Here is a 16,348-nt window from a genome sequence, read left to right on the forward strand (position 1 = left end):
TCTTTCGAGGGGGAGCCATGACGACACCTGCAGGTTGGTACGACGACGGATCCGGACGGCAGCGCTGGTGGGACGGCCAGCAGTGGACGGAGCACTTCGCCCCTGAGGCGACGGATGCGGGGTCGGCCTCTGAGGAGCCGAACGTCTCCGAGACCACGCCGATCGAGGACACGGTCATCGAGGAGACGGTGATCGGAGACACGGCGATCGAAGACACGGTGATCCGTCCGTCCGAGGAGACGGTGATCATTCCCGAGGAGCACGGCTCCTCGGCCCCCGCGGACCAGGGCGATGTCGATGCTGCGGGTGCGACCGCCGCGACGACCCCGCTCGGCGACGACCTCGGCGCCTACTCCGCGCCGGCGGCCCCTCCCGCATACCCGGCAGCCGCGCCCGGACAGTCCACGGACGCCTACCCCGGCGTCGCACCTGCGTACCCCGGCACCACGACGGGCTACCCCACCGCCGCCCCCTACGGGCAGCCGGTCTCCGAGGAGCCGAAGAAGCTCTCGGTCCTGGGGCTCGTCGGTCTCGGTGTCGCTGCGCTCGGCACGATCCTGGTCTTCATCCCGGTCGTCGGGTTCATCGGCTTCGTGCTGCTCGCGGCCGCCTTCGTCGTCTCGCTGATCTCGCTCTTCCTGAAGGGCAAGAAGTGGCCGGGCATCGCGGGCCTCGTCCTCGCGGTCGTCGGCACCATCATCGGGATCATCATGTCGTTCGTCTACCTCTTCGCCTTCGCACAGGGCGTGAGCGAGGAGATCGACAAGCTGCCCACCTCCTCCCCCTCGATCGAGGCATCGGCACCGCCGGAGAGCGAGGGGCCCGACGCCGGTGTGCGTCCGACCTCGCCGGAGGTGGCGCAGGGACTGACCGCCATCCTCGCCTCGTCGGGCGCTGAGGGGTACACGGAGCCCCAGGTGTCCTGCCTCGCGGATCTGCTCGTGGCCTCGGATCTCGACAACGCGACGTTGCGCACGATCGCGGACAGCGACGGCAACCTCACCGACACGGACGCTCTGTACGGTGTCGCCGAGGTGCTCAGCGATACCGAGGCGATCACGGCCTGCCTCGTTCCCTGAGCGACGTCAGCTCAATTCAAGAAGGCCTCGAGGGCAATGCTCTCGAGGCCTTCTTCGTGTGATCTAACCGGTATTCGACACAGGGGCGTCCCCGGCGCTACCGTCATCTTTGACGGCCGCCCCTCGCAGAACGGCCGGCGTCGCGAGGACGACCTCACCACGCAATCGCCGACCGAGAAAGACGCACGGGAACGCCTGATGACAACACCTGCCGGCTGGTACGACGACGGCTCCGGGAACCGACGGTGGTGGGATGGGCTGAGCTGGACGGAGTATGTCGTCACCGGGCACCCCGCTGCCGTCACGGAATCGGAGGTCACGACCTCGACTGCCGAGGACGCGCACGTCGCTGCTGACCCGACGGCGCCCGCAGCGGCGACGGACCCCGGGGTCCCGACGACCGCCGCCACGGGTCAGCCCCTCGGGACCGTGGCCGACCTCGAACCCGCGCCCTTCGCCCCGCCGTACACGCTCGCGCACCAGATGCCTGCCTCCCCCGCCGGGACGGTGCCCTCGAACGGTGCGATCTCCGCTCCATACGGCGGGTATCCGGCAGCCTCGTGGCCCACGCCTTCCACCCCGCAAGCCCGCCCCGGCGTCCCTGTCGTGGGCATCATCGGCCTGGCAGCCGTGGTCATCGGCGTCGTCTGCGCATGCATCCCCGTGATCGCGATCGCCGGGTGGGCACTCCTCGCCGTCGGGTTCGTGATGTCGCTCGTCTCCCTGTTCCTGCGCGGGCGGAAGTGGCCGGGCATCACCGGTCTCGCCCTCGCTGTGATCGGAGCCGTGCTCGCGGCTGCCGTGTCGCTGCTGCTGCTCGCCGCGACATCGTCGGACGGTGCTTCGTCCGCGATCCCGAGCGAACGGCCGACGGATGGAGGCACGTCCACGGAACGTCCGGACCCGTCCGCGATCGAGGGCGCCGAGATGACGACCTTCGCCGATCTCGAGGTCGGTGACTGTCTGCCCCTGGTCGTGTACGACGAGGACGAGCTCGTCTTCGAGCTGCCCGTCGTGCCCTGCGAGCAGCCGCACACCGACGAGGTCTTCTTCATCTACGACGTGGAAGACGGTGAGTTCCCGGGCGACGACGCCCTCACCGAGACCGCGTGGAACGGCTGCTACGAGGCGTTCCAGGCGTACGTCGGCACCTCGTACGAGGCCTCGGAGCTCGACTTCTACAACTACCAGCCGACGAAGGGCACGTGGATCCGGGAGGGGGACCGCACCGTGCAGTGCATCCTCTTCAGCTATGACGATGTGACCGGCACCCTGCGGGACTCCGGTCGCTGACCACAACGATACGAAGAAGGCCCCGGATCGCTCCGGGGCCTTCTTCGTGGACTCAGTCCTCGGTCTTGCGCTTGCGCCAGCGGATACCCGCCGAGATGAAGTCGTCGAGGTCGCCGTCGAACACCGCAGCCGGATTGCCGGATTCCTGGCCGGTGCGGAGGTCCTTGACCAGCTGCTGGCCGTAGAGGAAGTACGAGCGCATCTGATCGCCCCAGCTCGCGGTGATGTTGCCCGCGAGTTCCTTCTTCTTCGCAGCCTCCTGCTCCTTCTGCAGCAGCAGGAGTCGCGTCTGCAGCACGCGCATGGCGGCGGCACGGTTCTGGATCTGCGACTTCTCGTTCTGCATCGACACGACGATGCCGGTCGGGAGGTGCGTGAGGCGCACGGCGGAGTCGGTCGTGTTGACCGACTGCCCACCCGGGCCGGAGGAGCGGAACACGTCGACGCGGATGTCGCTCTCCGGGATGTCGACCTCTGTGGCCTCTTCCATCAGCGGGATGACCTCGACGGCGGCGAACGACGTCTGCCGCTTGTCGGCGGAGCCGAACGGACTGATGCGGGCGAGACGATGCGTTCCGGCCTCGACCGAGATGGTACCGAAGGCGTAGGGAGCGTCGATCTCGAAGGTCGCGGACTTGATGCCGGCGCCCTCCGCGTAAGACGTGTCCATGACCTTGACGGGGTACTTGTGCCGCTCGGCCCAGCGCAGGTACATGCGCATCAGCATCTCGGCGAAGTCCGTGGCGTCGTCGCCGCCGGCCCCGGAGCGGATCGTGATGATCGCGGAGCGCTCGTCGTATTCGCCGTCGAGGAGCGTCTGCACCTCGAGCTGGTTGATCAGATCGGTCAGCGCAGCGAGCTCCGTGCGGGCCTCCTGCGCTGAGTCCTCGTCGCCCATCTCGTTCGCGAGACCGACCAGCACTTCCAGGTCGTCGAGACGCTGGGCGATGCCGGTGATGCGGGCGAGCTCCGACTGGCGGTGGCTGAGGGCGCTGGTCACCTTCTGCGCGTTCTCGGTGTCGTCCCAGAGGTCGGGAGCGCCGGCCTCCTCGCTGAGACGCGCGATGTCGTCGCGGAGACGGGAGACATCGACGACCTCGCTGATGTCGCCGAAGGTGTGCCTGAGCGCCTGGATTTCGGCGGAGAGATCTAGTTCGAGCATGACACCTCAGCCTAACGTGCCGCCTGCCCGCACGGGGACGCCATCGTCCGGGAGCTCCGGACAACGGGAGTAGCGTGAAGTCGTGAGCAGCGCATCGACGGTCCTTCGACAGTTCGGACCGATGGTGTATCTGCCGACCATCCTCTTCTCGCTCGGCGAGGGTGCGGTGATCCCGCTCATCCCGGTGCTCGCGGCCTCCATGGGAGCGGATGTGGCGTTCGCCGCCCTCGTCGCCTCGTGCCTCGTCATCGGCCAGCTGTGCGGGAACCTCCCCGCCGGATGGGCGGTCGGCAGGATCGGCGAGCGCTACACCATGGTGATCGCCGGGGTGATCTCGATCGTCGCCGGCATCGGAATGGTGTTCGCGCCGTCGCTCGGTGTGCTGGCGGCTTCGGTGTTCCTGCTGGGCATCTGCGCGGCGGCCTTCGGTCTCGCCCGGCATGCGTTCATGACCACGCGGGTTCCTGTCGCCTTCCGCGCGCGGTCGCTCTCGCTGCTCGGCGGGAGCTTCCGCCTCGGCATCTTCGTCGGTCCGTTCATCGCGGCAGGACTGCTTCAGCTCTTCGGCAGCGAGAGCGCAGCGATCTGGTTCTTCCTCGGCTGCCTCGTGGTGATGGTCGCGCTGGTCCTCTTCGGGCCCGATCCGGAGAAGATGGTCCCGCCGGTCACGACGGCCACGCGCGAGCGCTATGCGGAGGACTCCGGCGAGGCCGTGAGCGGTTCGATCCCCACGGTCGAGCGCCTCGGCATCTTCCAGACGATGTGGCGCCAGCGTGCGGTGCTCGGACGCCTCGGCCTCGCCGCCGCTTCGCTCTCCGCCGTCCGGTCGGCCCGCCAGGTCGTGCTCCCCCTGTGGGGGCTGTCCCTGGGGTTGGACGCCTCGACCATCTCCCTCGTCGTCGGCGTCTCCGGGGCCATCGACTTCGCGCTCTTCTATGCGAGCGGCCAGGTGATGGACCGCTTCGGCCGGCTGTGGGCGGCGATGCCGGCGATGGTGCTCATGGGAGCGGGTTTCCTGGCGCTGTCGTTCACGCACGACGGGGATGCGGCTGTGCTGTGGTTCGGCATGTTCGCCGCTGTCCTGGGCGTCGGCAACGGACTGTCCAGCGGCATCCTGCTGACTCTGGGGGCGGATGTCGCGCCGAAGCGGGATCCCGCCGCCTTCCTCGGTTCGTGGCGCACGCTCACCGATGCCGGCGGCGCGATCGCCCCGCTGCTCGTCTCGGGGATCACGGCCGTGGCTTCGCTCCCGTTCGCCGCGGCCGCCATGGGCGTCATCGGCCTGGTGGGTGCTCTCGGCTTCCTGCGCTGGATCCCGCAGTTCGTCCCCCGAGCACGACCCGAGTCCAGCGAAGAGCCACCGGAAGGAGACCCGGAATGATCCCGAACCTCGAGGCGGATGCTCATCGCCTCGTCTCGACCTTCGTCCCCCGATCCGCACGAGACCGCGCAGCGCAGGCGGACTTCGCCTCGTTCTTCGATGCCGACGGCGGGCCTGTGCACCGTGAGGCAGGCCCTGACCACCTCACGGCATCATGTGTGGTGTTCGATGCCACGTTCCAGCACACGCTGCTGGTGTTCCACCGCAAGGGGCAGTTCTGGGTGCAACCGGGAGGCCACGTCGAGGACGGCGACGCATCGGTCATGGTCGGCGCGCTGCGGGAGCTGCGTGAGGAGACCGGGATCGTGGTGGACCCGGTAGACCCGCCGCTCGCCTATGACCTCGACCACCACGGCCTGTCTTCGCGCTTCGGCGCATGCGCCTCGCACCTCGACATCGGGATCGCCGTCGTGGTCGACCGAGAGTCGGCGCTCACCGTGAGCGAGGAGTCGGAGGATCTACGCTGGTGGCCCGTCGATGCCCTGCCAGCGGAGGTGCCACCCCAGCTCGTGCCCCGTCTCACCGGACTGCTCACGCAGCTGCAGAACCCCCGCTGAGCGGGGTTCTCACCGCAGCGCCGTGCGGCTGGTGGCCGTCGACTCGAGCGGGACTCCGTCAGGCACGAACAGGGACACCAACGGCGGATGCCATTGTGCGGCGACGGTGACGCGCGCCGTGACGCCGTCGGGCGTTCCGGCAGCGGTGAGCGAAGCATCGCCCGGCACCGCTACCACGAGCGACGCGGCCTGTTCTTCGACACCGGCGTCGGTCAGCTCGGCTCGCGCGCCGCCGTCGCGAACCACCAGCGTGAACCCGTCAGCCCCGGCGAGCGCAGCGGAATCGGCGAGCGCATCCAACCGCTTCTGGGCGATGTAGAGGTCGGTGGCGCAGACACACACGAAGATCACGGCCAGCGCGAGCAGCACATACCCGAGCGTGAGGAGAAGCACACTCCCCTCGTCATGCTCGATCCCGGCGCCGAGGGTGCGACGGCCCGGCGTCACCGTTCGGTACCCCACTGTCTGGACATCTTCTGCACGGCCTCGGCCTGAACGGCGACCGCGGTTGACCTGTCGAGGCCGATCACCTCCGGCATCAGGGGCAGCCGTACCCGCGTGGAGACGGAGACGACGATCGTCGCGCCAGCCGCCGGGCACTCGAGAGACTGCGGTGTGCAGGAGAGCGTCAGGTCGACCGTGTCCTCGTCCAGACCGTACTCCTCGACGATGCCGGCGAGCACAGCGTCGCTCCGTTCCGCGGCCGTCGTCGCGTCCGGAGCACGGGCGATCACACGGGCGATGTGCCGCGCTGCCGCCTCCGCTCCGAAGGTCTGCTCCTGGATGGTGCCGAGCGCGATCACGAGGTAGATGAGCGGGACCAGCAGGATCACCCCGGCTGCGATGAACTCGAGGGCAGCCGATCCCTCGTCATTCCTCCCCGAACGTCTCGGCAGGTGCATGCGCCTCCACCTCCATCGCGAGGGGAATGCCGATCAACCCCAGCAGGGGGAACGTCGTACGGACTCGGACGTCGACCGTCTCGTGCGGCGCGATACCGGAGACTCCGATGCGGACGTCATCGGCGTACTCCGACCCGACCGCGCGCGAGATGACCTCCCGGGTGACATCCACGCCCTCTTGCGGCGTCGTGTCGGCGAGTGCAGCGTGGTAGGCCCCCTCGACGGCGGCATCGTGGACCACGTTGCGCACGTACACCGCGAATGCGAGCTGCAGCACCGCGAGCGTGAGCGCGGTCAGGAGGGTGCCCACGAGCACGAACTCCACCGGAGCCGACCCGCGATCATCCGCGCACACACGCCGGTCGTCCATCTCAGAGTCCCGACACCCGCTGGATCGCCTGCTCGAACAGCGACGTGAGCGCGGGGCCCGCGACGGCCCAGATGAGCACCACCAACCCGGCGGTCATCAACGTGACGAGGACCCAGCCGGGGACGTCCCCGGTTTCATCCGCGATGAATGCGCGGAGCCGAGCAGTGGTTCCCGTCGATGTGAGTCGCCCGCGGTCACAGGTGGGTGTCGTCATGGTGGATCCTTTCGTTGAGGGGTCAGCCGATGCCGAGACGGAGGATGAAGAGCCCGGGGTAGACGGCGAAGAGCACGGAGAGCGGAAGTATCAGGAAGACGAGCGGGAGGAGCATCAGGATCTCCTTGCGCCCCGCCTGCTCGATCAGCACACGCTTCGCGTCTTCCCGTGCATCCGACGCCTGGGCATGCAGCACTGCGGCGAGCGGTGCACCGTGCTCGAGTGCGGCGATCACCTGATCCACGACACGTGACAGGCCGGGAAGCTGCAGACGTCGCGCCATCTCGTTCAGCGCGTCGGCCAGCGGCGACCCGGTGCCCACGGCGAGCACCACGTGACGCAGTTCGGCGGTCAGTTCGCCGGAGCCCACCTCGGACACCCGGCGCAGCGAATCGAGGAACCCCTCCCCCGCGGAAAGACAGAGGGCCAGGAACTCGAGTGTCGTCGGCAGTTCATCCGTGAGCCGCACCCGTCGCGCCTTGGCCCGCGCGGAGAGCTGCAGGTCGTAGGCGGCGGCCGCCGCCGCCCCGCACAGCAGAGGCAGCACGCCCGTCGGCAAGGAGAGGCGGCCCGTGAGTGCGAGCACGGTCACCCCGATCGCCCCCACCCCTATCCCGGCGAGGCCCCACCCGAGCTGCCTGCCGCGGAACGCCGCAGGGTCGGTCCGCACGCCGGCTTGTGCCAGACGCCGGCGGAGGGGCTCTCCCCCGCCGAGCAGACTCTCGAACGCATTTCGTGCGCGTTCCCACAGCGTCCGCGAACTCGCGGGCAGCGCGCCCGCGGCCGGGAGGACACCTCGTGGCAGACGATCATCGGCGACGACGTCGCGCACGTAAGGACCGATCCTTACGGCCAGCGATGCCGCCCTCCACCGTGGAAGCGCGGAAAGCGCGCTCAGCACCCCGGCGGCGAAGCCGCACCCGATCAGGACGGCGCTCGCGAGAGCCGTCATCCCGCTCATCCGAACCACCGCCGAGGCTCGGGGAGTCGACCGATGCGGACCATGATGTGGAAGGCGACCACAGAGACGGCCGCGCCCAGACAGATCACGAGCACGCCTTCGGGAGTGCCGTACGCCGCCGCCCCTTCCGGTCGGAGCACGAGCAGGCCGAGGATCACCCACGGGGCGACGGCACCGAGGACGGCGGCACCGCGGATCCAGGATTGCCGCGCCTCGACCTCCCCACGGAGAGCCGCGTCCGCCCGCACCGAGCTGGAGAGTGCCCGCAATACGCTGATGAGCTCGGTGCCGCCCACCTGACGCGCCATCCGCAGCGTCTCGGCGATGCGGTCGCCGATGGGGTCGGACAGCGTCGTCTTGAGTCGATCGAGGCTGGTCTCGAACCTGCCGCTCGCCCGCAGGTCCCGCGCGAACACGATGAACGCCGGCCGCAGCATCTTCGGCGCGGACTCCGCCAGACCGGCCACCGCGTCGGGAAGCGACAAGCCAACGCGGATCGACGCGATCAGCAGATCGCACACGTCCGGCCAGAGCTGGCGACGCAACCGTCGCAGGCGCATCCGTCGCCCTCGCAGGAACACGATCGGCGCAGTCGCGCCTGCAAGACCGGCCAGCACGGAGAGCACGGGGATCCCCGTCAGCAGCCATGCACCCGATGCCGTCATCAGTCCGGTTGCGACGACGATGGCGAGGAGTCCACGTTGCGACAGCCCCTCCATGCCCGCTTCCTCGATCAGACGGGCGAGTCGCCCCTGCCTCATCGTCATCACGGCATCGTCGGAAGGCGGCCACATCCACGGGGAGACGCACAGCAGCACCCCCGCCGCGAGGAGGGCACCGACGAAGACCGTCACGGTGAGGCTCCGACCCGGCGAGCGGCGATGCGCTCCACGACGACATCCCCGCGGTCTACCACCCGGTACACCTGCTCGGTCCGGACTCTGCCTTCGTCGACGTCACCGGTCGGTGCGATGACCTCTTGGACGTATCGCCGACCTGCCCGGTCTCGAACGCAGTGCACGACCAGGTCGATCGACGCGGCGAGCGCGGGCGCGATGAACGCGCGGTCGATGTTGCGCCCGGCCAGGAGCGGGAGGATCGTCAGCTTCTCGATCGCCTCCGCCGCGGAGTTCGCATGCACGGTGCAGGCGCCGGGAACCCCCGTGTTGAGGGCGAGCACGAGGTCCAGGGCTTCCGCGTCCCGGACCTCGCCGACGACGAGACGGTCCGGTCGCATACGCAGCGCCTCCTTCACCAGTCGCCGCAACGTGATCTCCCCCGTACCCTCCAGGCTCGCCTGGCGTCCCTGGAGTGAGACGAGATCGGGTCCGTGAACGGCCAGCTCGAACGTCTCCTCGACTGTCACGATGCGCTGGGTGTCGGCGCAGGAAGCCAGCAGCGCGGCGAGCATCGTCGTCTTGCCTGCGTGCGTCGCTCCGGAGACGATCACGCTGCGGCCGGCGTCCATCGCCACGCGCAGCTGATCCGCGACACCGCGAGGCATCATGCCCTGATCCGTCAGCGATGCGAGGGATCGGTACTTCGGGAGGAACTTGCGGATGTTGACAGCCCACGAACCGCGCACTACATCGGCGATGGCCACGTGCAGACGGGACCCGTCCGGCAGCGAAGCGTCGACGAACGGCTGGCTGATGTCGACGCGCCGCCCCGTTGACTGGAGCATCCTCTCGACGAGGTCGCGCACCGACACCTCATCGAGCACGACGTCGGTCCGCTCGGCCGTGCCCTCGCGCGCGACGTGCACGTGCCCTGCGCCGTTCAGCCAGATCTCCTCGACCTGTGGATCGTCGAGCAGCGGCTGCAGCGCGCCGAATCCGCTTAAGGTCGCCAGGACCTCCCGCACGCATGCGGCCTCATCGTCGATCAACGCCTCACCGCGGGCGAGGGCGAGATCGTCGTGTCGGCGGACCTCGGCGTGGGCGATGCGCCAGGCCCCGTCCGGATCGATCGACGGGTCGATGCCCTCGGCGCGCAGACGCGAACGCACACGCTCGGCGACGAGGGCGGACGGACGAATCACTCAGGCATCCTCGCAATATTCGACGCGCGGCCTCCGAAGTTATCCACAAGCCGACCTGGAGTCCCATCCCCTCCGCAGAGTCCCGGCCCGGCTCGGACTGCGGGCGGATCCCCAGATACCCGGTTTCGGCGATCAGTAGACTTATCCCACCGCGCGGGAGTGGTGGAATTGGCAGACACGCAGGATTTAGGTTCCTGTGCCCCAGGGCGTGTGGGTTCAAGTCCCACCTTCCGCACGAGAGACGACGGCAGCCTTCTCCGGTCGCCATGACATCGCTCTGCTACACCGCCGACCAATAACGACCGACGGGACTCTCCCAGTGCTCGAAACCATGCTGCACGCACCGACCGCTCTCATCCCCTGGCTGGACCCCGCCACCATCATCGGGACCGCCGGGCCGTGGGCGCTCCTCGTGGTGTGCTTCATCGTCTTCGCGGAGACCGGTCTGCTCGTCGGTTTCCTGCTTCCCGGCGACACGCTGCTCGTGATCGCGGGCCTTCTCTCACACCCGATCGCGGGTTCCGAGCACGGTGTCTTCGGCATCAACGTCTGGTGGGTCGCCCTGCTCATCGGCCTCGCGGCCTTCGTCGGCGGCGAGGTCGGCTATGTGATCGGGCACAAGGGCGGACCGGCCGTGTTCGAGCGCAAGGAGTCGGGACTCTTCAGCAAGAAGAACGTCGAGCGCACGAACGCGTTCTTCGAGCGCTTCGGAGGCATCACCGTGATCCTCGCGCGCTTCGTGCCGATCGTGCGCACGTTCGCCCCGGTCGCCGCCGGTGTCGGTCACATGCCGTGGCGCAAGTACACGCTCTACAACCTGATCGGTGCGATCCTGTGGGGCTTCGGGCTCACCATGTTCGGCTACCTCATCGGGTTCATCCCGCCGGTCGCGACGTTCGTGGAGAACTACATCGACCTCATCCTGCTCGCGGCCGTCGGCGGCACGGCGCTGGTGACGCTGTGGCACTACCTGTCGGAGCGCCACAAGGCGAAGAAGGCTGCCGCGGCAGGGGAAGACGTCGTCACCGACGCTGAGGAGGCGCAGGAGCTCGTGCTCGACGCCGACGTGTTCGACCGCGCTCCCGACCTGGACGGCGACGGCAAGCACTGACCGCGGTCGGTCAGCCCGCGTTCTTGGCGCGCTCCTCCTTCGAGCGGGCGACACTCGCACGCAGAGCCTCCATGAGATCGATGACCTCGCCGCCCTCGGCCGCCTTCTCGGCTTCGCCGAAGGTCTCCGCGACGTCGAACGTCTCGCCTGCCTCGATCTTCGCGTCGATCAGCGTGCGGAGCTCCTTCTGGTACTCGTCGACGAACTCCTCGGGATCGAAGTCCGCCGAGTAGCTGTCCACGAGCGACGCCGAGAGCTCCAACTCCTTCTTCGAGATCCGCACATCCTCGTCCAGCGCGGGGAACGCGGCTTCGCGCACCTCGTCGGCCCAGAGCAGCGTCTGCAGCACGAGCACCTTCCCCCGCACGCGCAGCGCGGCGAGCCTCGTCTTCTGCCGCAGGGTGAACCGCACGATCGCCGTGCGGTCGGTCTGCTCGAGCGTCTTGCGCAGGAGGACGTACGCCTTCGGTGACTTGGAATCGGGTTCGAGGTAGTACGGCTTGTCGAGCGTGAGCAGATCGACCTGGTCGGAAGGCACGAACTCCACGACGTCGATCTCCCTGCTCTTCTCGGCGGGGAGCGCGGCGAGGTCGTCCTTCGTGAGGACGACGGTCTGGCCCTCCTCGACGTACGCGCGGTCGATGTCGGCGTAGGCGACGGTCTCTCCGCAGACCTCGCAGGTGCGCTGGTAGCGGATGCGACCGCCGTCTTTCTCATGCACCTGATGCAGCGGCACGTCGTGGTCCTCGGTCGCGGAGTACACCTTGACCGGGACGTTCACGAGCCCGAACGTCAGTGCGCCCTTCCAGATCGTCCTCATCACACCAGTAGACACCAGCCACAGCCGTCACGACCAGCCCTTGACTACGCTGGCTCCATGGTGGGAGATGCGCAGATCGTCCAGGTCGACGGCCGCCGCCTGCGCGTGACGAACCTCGACAAGGTCGTCTACCCCGAGACCGGCACCACCAAGGGCGAGGTCATCGCGTACTACACGGCCATCGCACCTCTGCTGCTCCCCCTCCTCGACGGCCGCCCCGTCACCCGCAAGCGATGGGTGGAAGGTGTCGGAACAGCGCAGGCGCCGGCTGACGCGTTCTTCACGAAGCAGCTCGAACCGGGGGCACCGTCGTGGATCCCGCGGCAGGCGATCCAGCACTCGGACGGGCCCAAGGAGTATCCGCTCGTCGAAGACGTCCCCACCCTCGTCTGGCTCGCGCAGGTCGCCGCGATCGAGCTGCATGTGCCGCAGTGGCGGTTCTCCTCCGAAGGCCTTCCCGGAAACCCTGATCGGCTCGTCCTCGACCTCGACCCCGGTGAGGGAGTCGGACTGCCGCAGTGCGCCGAGGTCGCCCGCATCGCCCGTGGAATCCTGTCGGACATGGGTCTCGATCCACTGCCGGTCACCAGTGGCAGCAAGGGCATCCACCTCTATGCCTCACTCCCCGGCGAGCAGACGAGCGACGAGGTCTCCGCCGTCGTGAAAGAACTCGCCCGCATGATCGAGAACGACCACCCCGATCTTGCGACCAGCGTCATGGCGAAGGCGGTCAGGGGTGGCAAGGTCTTCCTCGACTGGAGTCAGAACAACGGCAAGAAGACCACCATCTCCCCCTACTCGCTCCGCGGCCGTGCGCGGCCGTGGGTCGCCGCTCCTCGCACCTGGGACGAGCTCGCCGATCCGCATCTCGCCCAGCTCGACCTCGACGAGGTGCTCGAGCGCGCCGCCGCGGGAGTCGATCCGCTCGCCACGCTCCGCCCGTCCATGACGGCTCCGCTGCCGCAACCCGCGAAGACGCGGAGCTCCCACCGATATCCCCGGAGCTCAGCCGCACCCGCCGCCCCGCCATCCGCGGCATCCGTGGCATCCGTGGCATCGGTGGCGCCGATGCTCGCCGAGAACGGCACCCCCGGAACCGCGCGCGCGCTGAGCGATCCCTCCTGGGTCGAGGTCAAGTGGGACGGCATCCGCGCGGTGGGCACGTGGGTGGACGGACGGATGCTCCTGCACGCGCGTCGAGGCACCGACATCACCGCCCGCTACCCCGAGCTCACCGCCGACGGCGCCCCCTTCCTCCCGGTGAAGGACGCGGTGGTCGATGGGGAGATCGTGGCGTTCGACGCCAACAGCCGACCGAGCTTCTCGCTCCTCCAGAACCGGATGCACCTCACCCGCCCCCGCGAGATCGAGCGCGAGGTGATCCGCACTCCCATCGTCTACATGCTGTTCGACCTGCTCCGCCTCGATGGGCACGACCTCACGGGCCTGCCGCTCCGGGAGAGACGGACACTTCTCGAGGATGTGATCGCCGGCCTCGACGCTCCCGTGCAGGTCCCTCCCGTGTTCGACGACGTCGACGCGGCACTCATCGCGAGCCGGGAGTTCGGTCTCGAGGGCGTCGTCGTCAAGGACCCGCGATCGCGCTACCGTCCGGGGCAGCGCTCACCCTCGTGGTTGAAGCTCAAGCACACCCGGATGCAGGAAGCCGTGATCGTGGGTATCCGACCGGGCAAAGGCGACAGGGAGAGCACGCTCGGATCGCTGCTTCTCGCCGTTCCGGACACCTCATCGGGACGGCGACGGCTCCGCTACGTCGGCCGTGTGGGCACCGGATTCACCGATCGGATCCTGCGCGACCTCCTCGCACGGCTCACCCCTCTTCGCGTGGACGATGCCCCCCTCGACGGCGTCCCCGCCCCTGATGCCTCCGACGCGCTCTGGGTGCGCCCCGAAGTCGTCGGCGAGGTCGAGTTCGCGAACTGGACGCCCGACGGAGTGCTCCGCCATGCCCGTTGGCGAGGCCTCCGCCCGGACAAGAGTCCTCTGGAGATCACTGTCGAGACCCCCGTCGAGGTCCCGTCGATTCCTGAAACCTGACCCGAGATCACGGCGCCGGATCAGGCGTGGTGCGGTTCGCAGTCGGACTGCTCGGCGGGCTCGATCTGGAAGGTCGAATGCTCGACGTCGAAGTGGTCGGCGAGACACGCCTGCATCTCGGTCAGCAGTTGCGACGAGCGTCCGTCGGCGAAGAGCGCCGGCTCCACGCTGACGTGGGCGGTGAACACGGGCGCTCCGCGAGTCAGCTGCCACACGTGCACATCGTGCACACCGACGACGCCGTCGTATCCGAGCAGGTGCGTACGGATCTCGCTCACCGCCGTGCCCTTCGGGGCCGACTCTGCGAGCACGGAGAACACCTCCCGAAGCAGCGCTATGGCCCGGGGGATGATCATCGCCGCGATGAAGAGGGACGCGATCGCATCCGCGGGCATCCAGCCGGTGAGGAGGATGACGACAGCGGCCACGATCACGGCAGCCGACCCGATCAGATCGCCCATCACCTCCAGGTAGGCCCCTCGCACGTTGATGCTGGTGCGCTGCGCGCGGCTCAGCAGCCACATCGAGACGGCGTTCGCCAGGAGACCGACGACCGCGACGACCAGCATGAGTCCGCCGGCGACCTCGACCTCCCCCGGATTCATCAGACGCCCTACGCCCTCGATCGCGACCCACGTCGCCAGGGCGATGAGGATGATCGCGTTGATCAGCGCACCGAAGACCTCGGCACGCTGATACCCGAAGGTGCGACGGTCATCCGCCGGGCGCGCTGCCACTGTCGCGGCGATCAAGGCGATGACGAGGCCGGATGCATCCGTGAACATGTGCGCGGCGTCTGCGAGCAGCGCGAGCGACCCGGAGAGCAGCGCGCCCACGACCTGCACGACCATCACCGTCGCCGTGAGGGAAAGAGAGATCGCGAGCAGGCGTCTGCTGCTGGCCGAACGGATGCCGCCGGGCGCGGGTGCGTGATTGTGCATGCCACCAGGCTAGACCGGGAAACAGCCTGGGAAGGCGTCTTGCGGCTAGTCGGGAAGGGTAACGATTCTCAGCTTCAGCAGCACTTTTCCGCGGCCGACGCGTCAGAGTGCTGCGAGGAGCGGAACGAGCTCGGCGAAGGCGCGTGCACGATGCGACTGCTCCTGCTTCTCCGCGGAGGAGAAGTCGCCCACCGAGCGCTCCTCCCCTGCAGGCTGGCCATCCGGCACGAAGATCGGGTCGTAGCCGAAGCCGCCCGTTCCCGACGCCGCGTGCGCCAGGCGACCCGGCCACCGCCCCTCCACGACCTGCTCGCGGCCGTCCGGCAGCACGAGGGCGATGGTGGAGGTGAAGTGCGCGGCGCGGTGCGGGTCGGCGATGTCGCGCAGCTGGTCCAGCAGCAGTTCGAGGTTCGCGGTCGCATCCTTCTTCTGCCCGGCCCAGTACGCGGAGAAGACCCCCGGAGAGCCGCCGAGGACGTCGACGCAGATGCCGGAGTCGTCGGCGAGGGCCGCAAGCCCCGTGTGCGCTGCGGCCGCCCGCGCCTTGATCAGCGCATTCTCGGCGAATGTCACGCCGTCTTCGACGGGTTCAGGGCCGTCGTAACCGATGATCTCGAGATCAGGACGTGTCCGCTCCACAATCTGCTGGAACTCCGCGACCTTGTGCGGATTGTGCGTCGCGAGCACGACCTGCATCGTCACTCCCCCGCCAGTGCGGCCAGCTGCGCGTCCTTCAGATCGGCGCATCCGCCCAGCCCCAACTCGAGGAGCGCGTCGAGTTCGCGCTTGTCGAACGGCGCTCCCTCCGCAGTCCCCTGCACCTCCACGAAGAGTCCACGGCCGGTGACCACGACGTTCATGTCGGTCTCCGCGCGCACATCCTCGACATATGCCAGATCGAGCATGGGCTCGCCGTCGATGATGCCCACGGACACCGCGGCGACCGAATCGAGCAGCGGGGTGGAGTTCTTGCCGATGAACTTCTTCTCCCGGCCCCATTCGATCGCGTCCGCGAGCGCCACGTAGGCACCGGTGATGGCTGCCGTACGGGTGCCGCCATCCGCCTGGAGCACATCGCAGTCGATGACGATGGTGTTCTCGCCGAGGGCCTTCGTGTCGACGACCGCACGGAGCGCGCGGCCGATCAGCCGGGAGATCTCGTGTGTGCGTCCGCCGATGCGACCCTTGACGCTCTCGCGGTCGTTCCTGCTGTTCGTGGCGCGCGGCAGCATGGAGTACTCGGCGGTGACCCATCCCTTGCCCTTGCCGGTCAGCCACCGCGGCACGCCGTTGGTGAAGGACGCGGTGCACAGCACCTTGGTGCCGCCGAAGCTGATCAATGCCGATCCCTCGGCGTGAGCACTCCAGCCGCGCTCGATGGTGATCTCGCGCAGCTGATCGGTGGAGCGGCCGTCGACGCGGACGATTTCGGACATGTGCTTCTCTCAGGTCGGGATG

Annotated in this window: 18 protein-coding genes and 1 tRNA gene; 7 read left to right on the plus strand and 12 right to left on the minus strand. The window is 68.5% G+C overall.

What is annotated here, in order from left to right; all coding sequences use genetic code 11:
* Positions 1–17 precede the first annotated feature (17 nt).
* Positions 18–1,079: a DUF2510 domain-containing protein gene (locus MOX01_RS13370; RefSeq protein WP_061017517.1), complete on the plus strand. Its 1,062-nt coding sequence runs from the start codon at positions 18–20 to the stop codon at positions 1,077–1,079.
* A gap of 198 nt (positions 1,080–1,277) precedes the next feature.
* Positions 1,278–2,372 (plus strand): septum formation family protein, encoded by a 1,095-nt coding sequence (locus tag MOX01_RS19325; RefSeq protein ID WP_170224269.1) that lies wholly within the window; start codon positions 1,278–1,280, stop codon positions 2,370–2,372.
* A 52-nt stretch (positions 2,373–2,424) separates the two neighbouring features.
* Here MOX01_RS19325 and prfB read toward each other — a convergent pair whose 3' ends face one another.
* Positions 2,425–3,534 carry a peptide chain release factor 2 gene (gene prfB / locus MOX01_RS13380; protein ID WP_046749003.1) on the minus strand — a complete coding sequence of 370 codons (1,110 nt, stop codon included), beginning with the start codon at positions 3,532–3,534 and terminating at the stop codon, positions 2,425–2,427.
* Between the two features lie 121 nt (positions 3,535–3,655).
* Here prfB and MOX01_RS13385 point away from each other — a divergent pair, with 121 nt between their 5' ends.
* Both MOX01_RS13385 and MOX01_RS13390 read left to right on the plus strand, forming a co-directional pair.
* A complete protein-coding gene (locus MOX01_RS13385) occupies positions 3,656–4,915 on the plus strand; it encodes an MFS transporter (protein ID WP_141370265.1) in 1,260 nt (419 codons plus the stop codon).
* Entirely contained in the window at positions 4,912–5,472 is a 561-nt protein-coding gene (locus tag MOX01_RS13390) for an NUDIX hydrolase (protein WP_058632203.1), read from the plus strand. The genes MOX01_RS13385 and MOX01_RS13390 overlap by 4 nt, the downstream gene beginning before the upstream one ends.
* Positions 5,473–5,481: 9 nt before the next feature.
* On the opposite strand, the gene MOX01_RS13395 is transcribed toward MOX01_RS13390, so the two are convergent.
* Genes MOX01_RS13395 through MOX01_RS13425 form a run of 7 tightly spaced genes read right to left on the minus strand, consistent with a single transcriptional unit; the run spans position 5,482 to position 9,960 of the window.
* Positions 5,482–5,865 (minus strand): hypothetical protein, encoded by a 384-nt coding sequence (locus MOX01_RS13395; RefSeq protein WP_174799787.1) that lies wholly within the window; start codon positions 5,863–5,865, stop codon positions 5,482–5,484.
* Between the two features lie 50 nt (positions 5,866–5,915).
* The gene (locus MOX01_RS13400; RefSeq protein WP_113682009.1) at positions 5,916–6,374 is read right to left on the minus strand and encodes a TadE family protein; all 459 of its coding nucleotides are present in this window, start codon (positions 6,372–6,374) and stop codon (positions 5,916–5,918) included.
* Entirely contained in the window at positions 6,343–6,744 is a 402-nt protein-coding gene (locus MOX01_RS13405; RefSeq protein WP_046748999.1) for a TadE/TadG family type IV pilus assembly protein, read from the minus strand. The genes MOX01_RS13400 and MOX01_RS13405 overlap by 32 nt, the downstream gene beginning before the upstream one ends.
* Position 6,745: 1 nt before the next feature.
* Positions 6,746–6,958 (minus strand): hypothetical protein, encoded by a 213-nt coding sequence (locus MOX01_RS13410; RefSeq protein ID WP_141370117.1) that lies wholly within the window; start codon positions 6,956–6,958, stop codon positions 6,746–6,748.
* Positions 6,959–6,980: 22 nt separating this feature from the next.
* Positions 6,981–7,910 carry a type II secretion system F family protein gene (locus MOX01_RS13415; protein ID WP_230977936.1) on the minus strand — a complete coding sequence of 310 codons (930 nt, stop codon included), beginning with the start codon at positions 7,908–7,910 and terminating at the stop codon, positions 6,981–6,983.
* A 5-nt stretch (positions 7,911–7,915) separates the two neighbouring features.
* Positions 7,916–8,773: a type II secretion system F family protein gene (locus MOX01_RS13420; protein ID WP_058631823.1), complete on the minus strand. Its 858-nt coding sequence runs from the start codon at positions 8,771–8,773 to the stop codon at positions 7,916–7,918.
* Positions 8,770–9,960 (minus strand): TadA family conjugal transfer-associated ATPase, encoded by a 1,191-nt coding sequence (locus MOX01_RS13425; protein ID WP_170224272.1) that lies wholly within the window; start codon positions 9,958–9,960, stop codon positions 8,770–8,772. Before MOX01_RS13425 ends, MOX01_RS13420 begins: the two co-directional genes overlap by 4 nt.
* 153 nt (positions 9,961–10,113) lie before the next feature.
* On the opposite strand from MOX01_RS13425, the gene MOX01_RS13430 reads away from it, so the two are divergent.
* A tRNA-Leu gene (locus MOX01_RS13430) sits at positions 10,114–10,195 on the plus strand.
* A 96-nt stretch (positions 10,196–10,291) separates the two neighbouring features.
* On the plus strand, positions 10,292–11,071 hold the full coding sequence (locus MOX01_RS13435; RefSeq protein ID WP_058631818.1) for a DedA family protein: 780 nt from the start codon (positions 10,292–10,294) through the stop codon (positions 11,069–11,071).
* Positions 11,072–11,081: 10 nt separating this feature from the next.
* On the opposite strand, the gene ku is transcribed toward MOX01_RS13435, so the two are convergent.
* Entirely contained in the window at positions 11,082–11,891 is an 810-nt protein-coding gene (ku, locus tag MOX01_RS13440; protein WP_046748976.1) for a non-homologous end joining protein Ku, read from the minus strand.
* A gap of 57 nt (positions 11,892–11,948) precedes the next feature.
* Here ku and ligD point away from each other — a divergent pair, with 57 nt between their 5' ends.
* Positions 11,949–13,949 (plus strand): non-homologous end-joining DNA ligase, encoded by a 2,001-nt coding sequence (gene ligD, locus MOX01_RS13445; RefSeq protein ID WP_141370119.1) that lies wholly within the window; start codon positions 11,949–11,951, stop codon positions 13,947–13,949.
* Between the two features lie 20 nt (positions 13,950–13,969).
* Here ligD and MOX01_RS13450 read toward each other — a convergent pair whose 3' ends face one another.
* The 3 genes from MOX01_RS13450 to rph form a co-directional block, all read right to left on the minus strand.
* Positions 13,970–14,890: a cation diffusion facilitator family transporter gene (locus MOX01_RS13450; RefSeq protein ID WP_141370121.1), complete on the minus strand. Its 921-nt coding sequence runs from the start codon at positions 14,888–14,890 to the stop codon at positions 13,970–13,972.
* Between the two features lie 102 nt (positions 14,891–14,992).
* Positions 14,993–15,586 carry an RdgB/HAM1 family non-canonical purine NTP pyrophosphatase gene (rdgB, locus tag MOX01_RS13455; protein WP_046748973.1) on the minus strand — a complete coding sequence of 198 codons (594 nt, stop codon included), beginning with the start codon at positions 15,584–15,586 and terminating at the stop codon, positions 14,993–14,995.
* 2 nt (positions 15,587–15,588) lie between these two features.
* Positions 15,589–16,326 carry a ribonuclease PH gene (gene rph / locus MOX01_RS13460; protein ID WP_046748972.1) on the minus strand — a complete coding sequence of 246 codons (738 nt, stop codon included), beginning with the start codon at positions 16,324–16,326 and terminating at the stop codon, positions 15,589–15,591.
* Positions 16,327–16,348 lie beyond the last annotated feature (22 nt).

The sequence above is a fragment of the Microbacterium oxydans genome, assembly GCF_006540085.1.
GTDB classification, from domain to species: Bacteria; Actinomycetota; Actinomycetes; order Actinomycetales; family Microbacteriaceae; genus Microbacterium; species Microbacterium oxydans.

Excerpts from the sequence above, each read along its gene's own strand:
- MOX01_RS13370 (WP_061017517.1), top strand. The coding sequence starts at position 18 with ATGACGACACCTGCAGGTTGGTACGACGACGGATCCGGACGGCAGCGC.
- MOX01_RS19325 (WP_170224269.1), top strand. The coding sequence starts at position 1,278 with ATGACAACACCTGCCGGCTGGTACGACGACGGCTCCGGGAACCGACGG.
- prfB (WP_046749003.1), bottom strand. The coding sequence starts at position 3,534 with ATGCTCGAACTAGATCTCTCCGCCGAAATCCAGGCGCTCAGGCACACC.
- MOX01_RS13385 (WP_141370265.1), top strand. The coding sequence starts at position 3,656 with ATGGTGTATCTGCCGACCATCCTCTTCTCGCTCGGCGAGGGTGCGGTG.
- MOX01_RS13390 (WP_058632203.1), top strand. The coding sequence starts at position 4,912 with ATGATCCCGAACCTCGAGGCGGATGCTCATCGCCTCGTCTCGACCTTC.
- MOX01_RS13400 (WP_113682009.1), bottom strand. The coding sequence starts at position 6,374 with ATGCACCTGCCGAGACGTTCGGGGAGGAATGACGAGGGATCGGCTGCC.
- MOX01_RS13405 (WP_046748999.1), bottom strand. The coding sequence starts at position 6,744 with ATGGACGACCGGCGTGTGTGCGCGGATGATCGCGGGTCGGCTCCGGTG.
- MOX01_RS13410 (WP_141370117.1), bottom strand. The coding sequence starts at position 6,958 with ATGACGACACCCACCTGTGACCGCGGGCGACTCACATCGACGGGAACC.
- MOX01_RS13415 (WP_230977936.1), bottom strand. The coding sequence starts at position 7,910 with ATGACGGCTCTCGCGAGCGCCGTCCTGATCGGGTGCGGCTTCGCCGCC.
- MOX01_RS13435 (WP_058631818.1), top strand. The coding sequence starts at position 10,292 with ATGCTGCACGCACCGACCGCTCTCATCCCCTGGCTGGACCCCGCCACC.
- ku (WP_046748976.1), bottom strand. The coding sequence starts at position 11,891 with ATGAGGACGATCTGGAAGGGCGCACTGACGTTCGGGCTCGTGAACGTC.
- ligD (WP_141370119.1), top strand. The coding sequence starts at position 11,949 with ATGGTGGGAGATGCGCAGATCGTCCAGGTCGACGGCCGCCGCCTGCGC.
- MOX01_RS13450 (WP_141370121.1), bottom strand. The coding sequence starts at position 14,890 with ATGCACAATCACGCACCCGCGCCCGGCGGCATCCGTTCGGCCAGCAGC.
- rdgB (WP_046748973.1), bottom strand. The coding sequence starts at position 15,586 with ATGCAGGTCGTGCTCGCGACGCACAATCCGCACAAGGTCGCGGAGTTC.
- rph (WP_046748972.1), bottom strand. The coding sequence starts at position 16,326 with ATGTCCGAAATCGTCCGCGTCGACGGCCGCTCCACCGATCAGCTGCGC.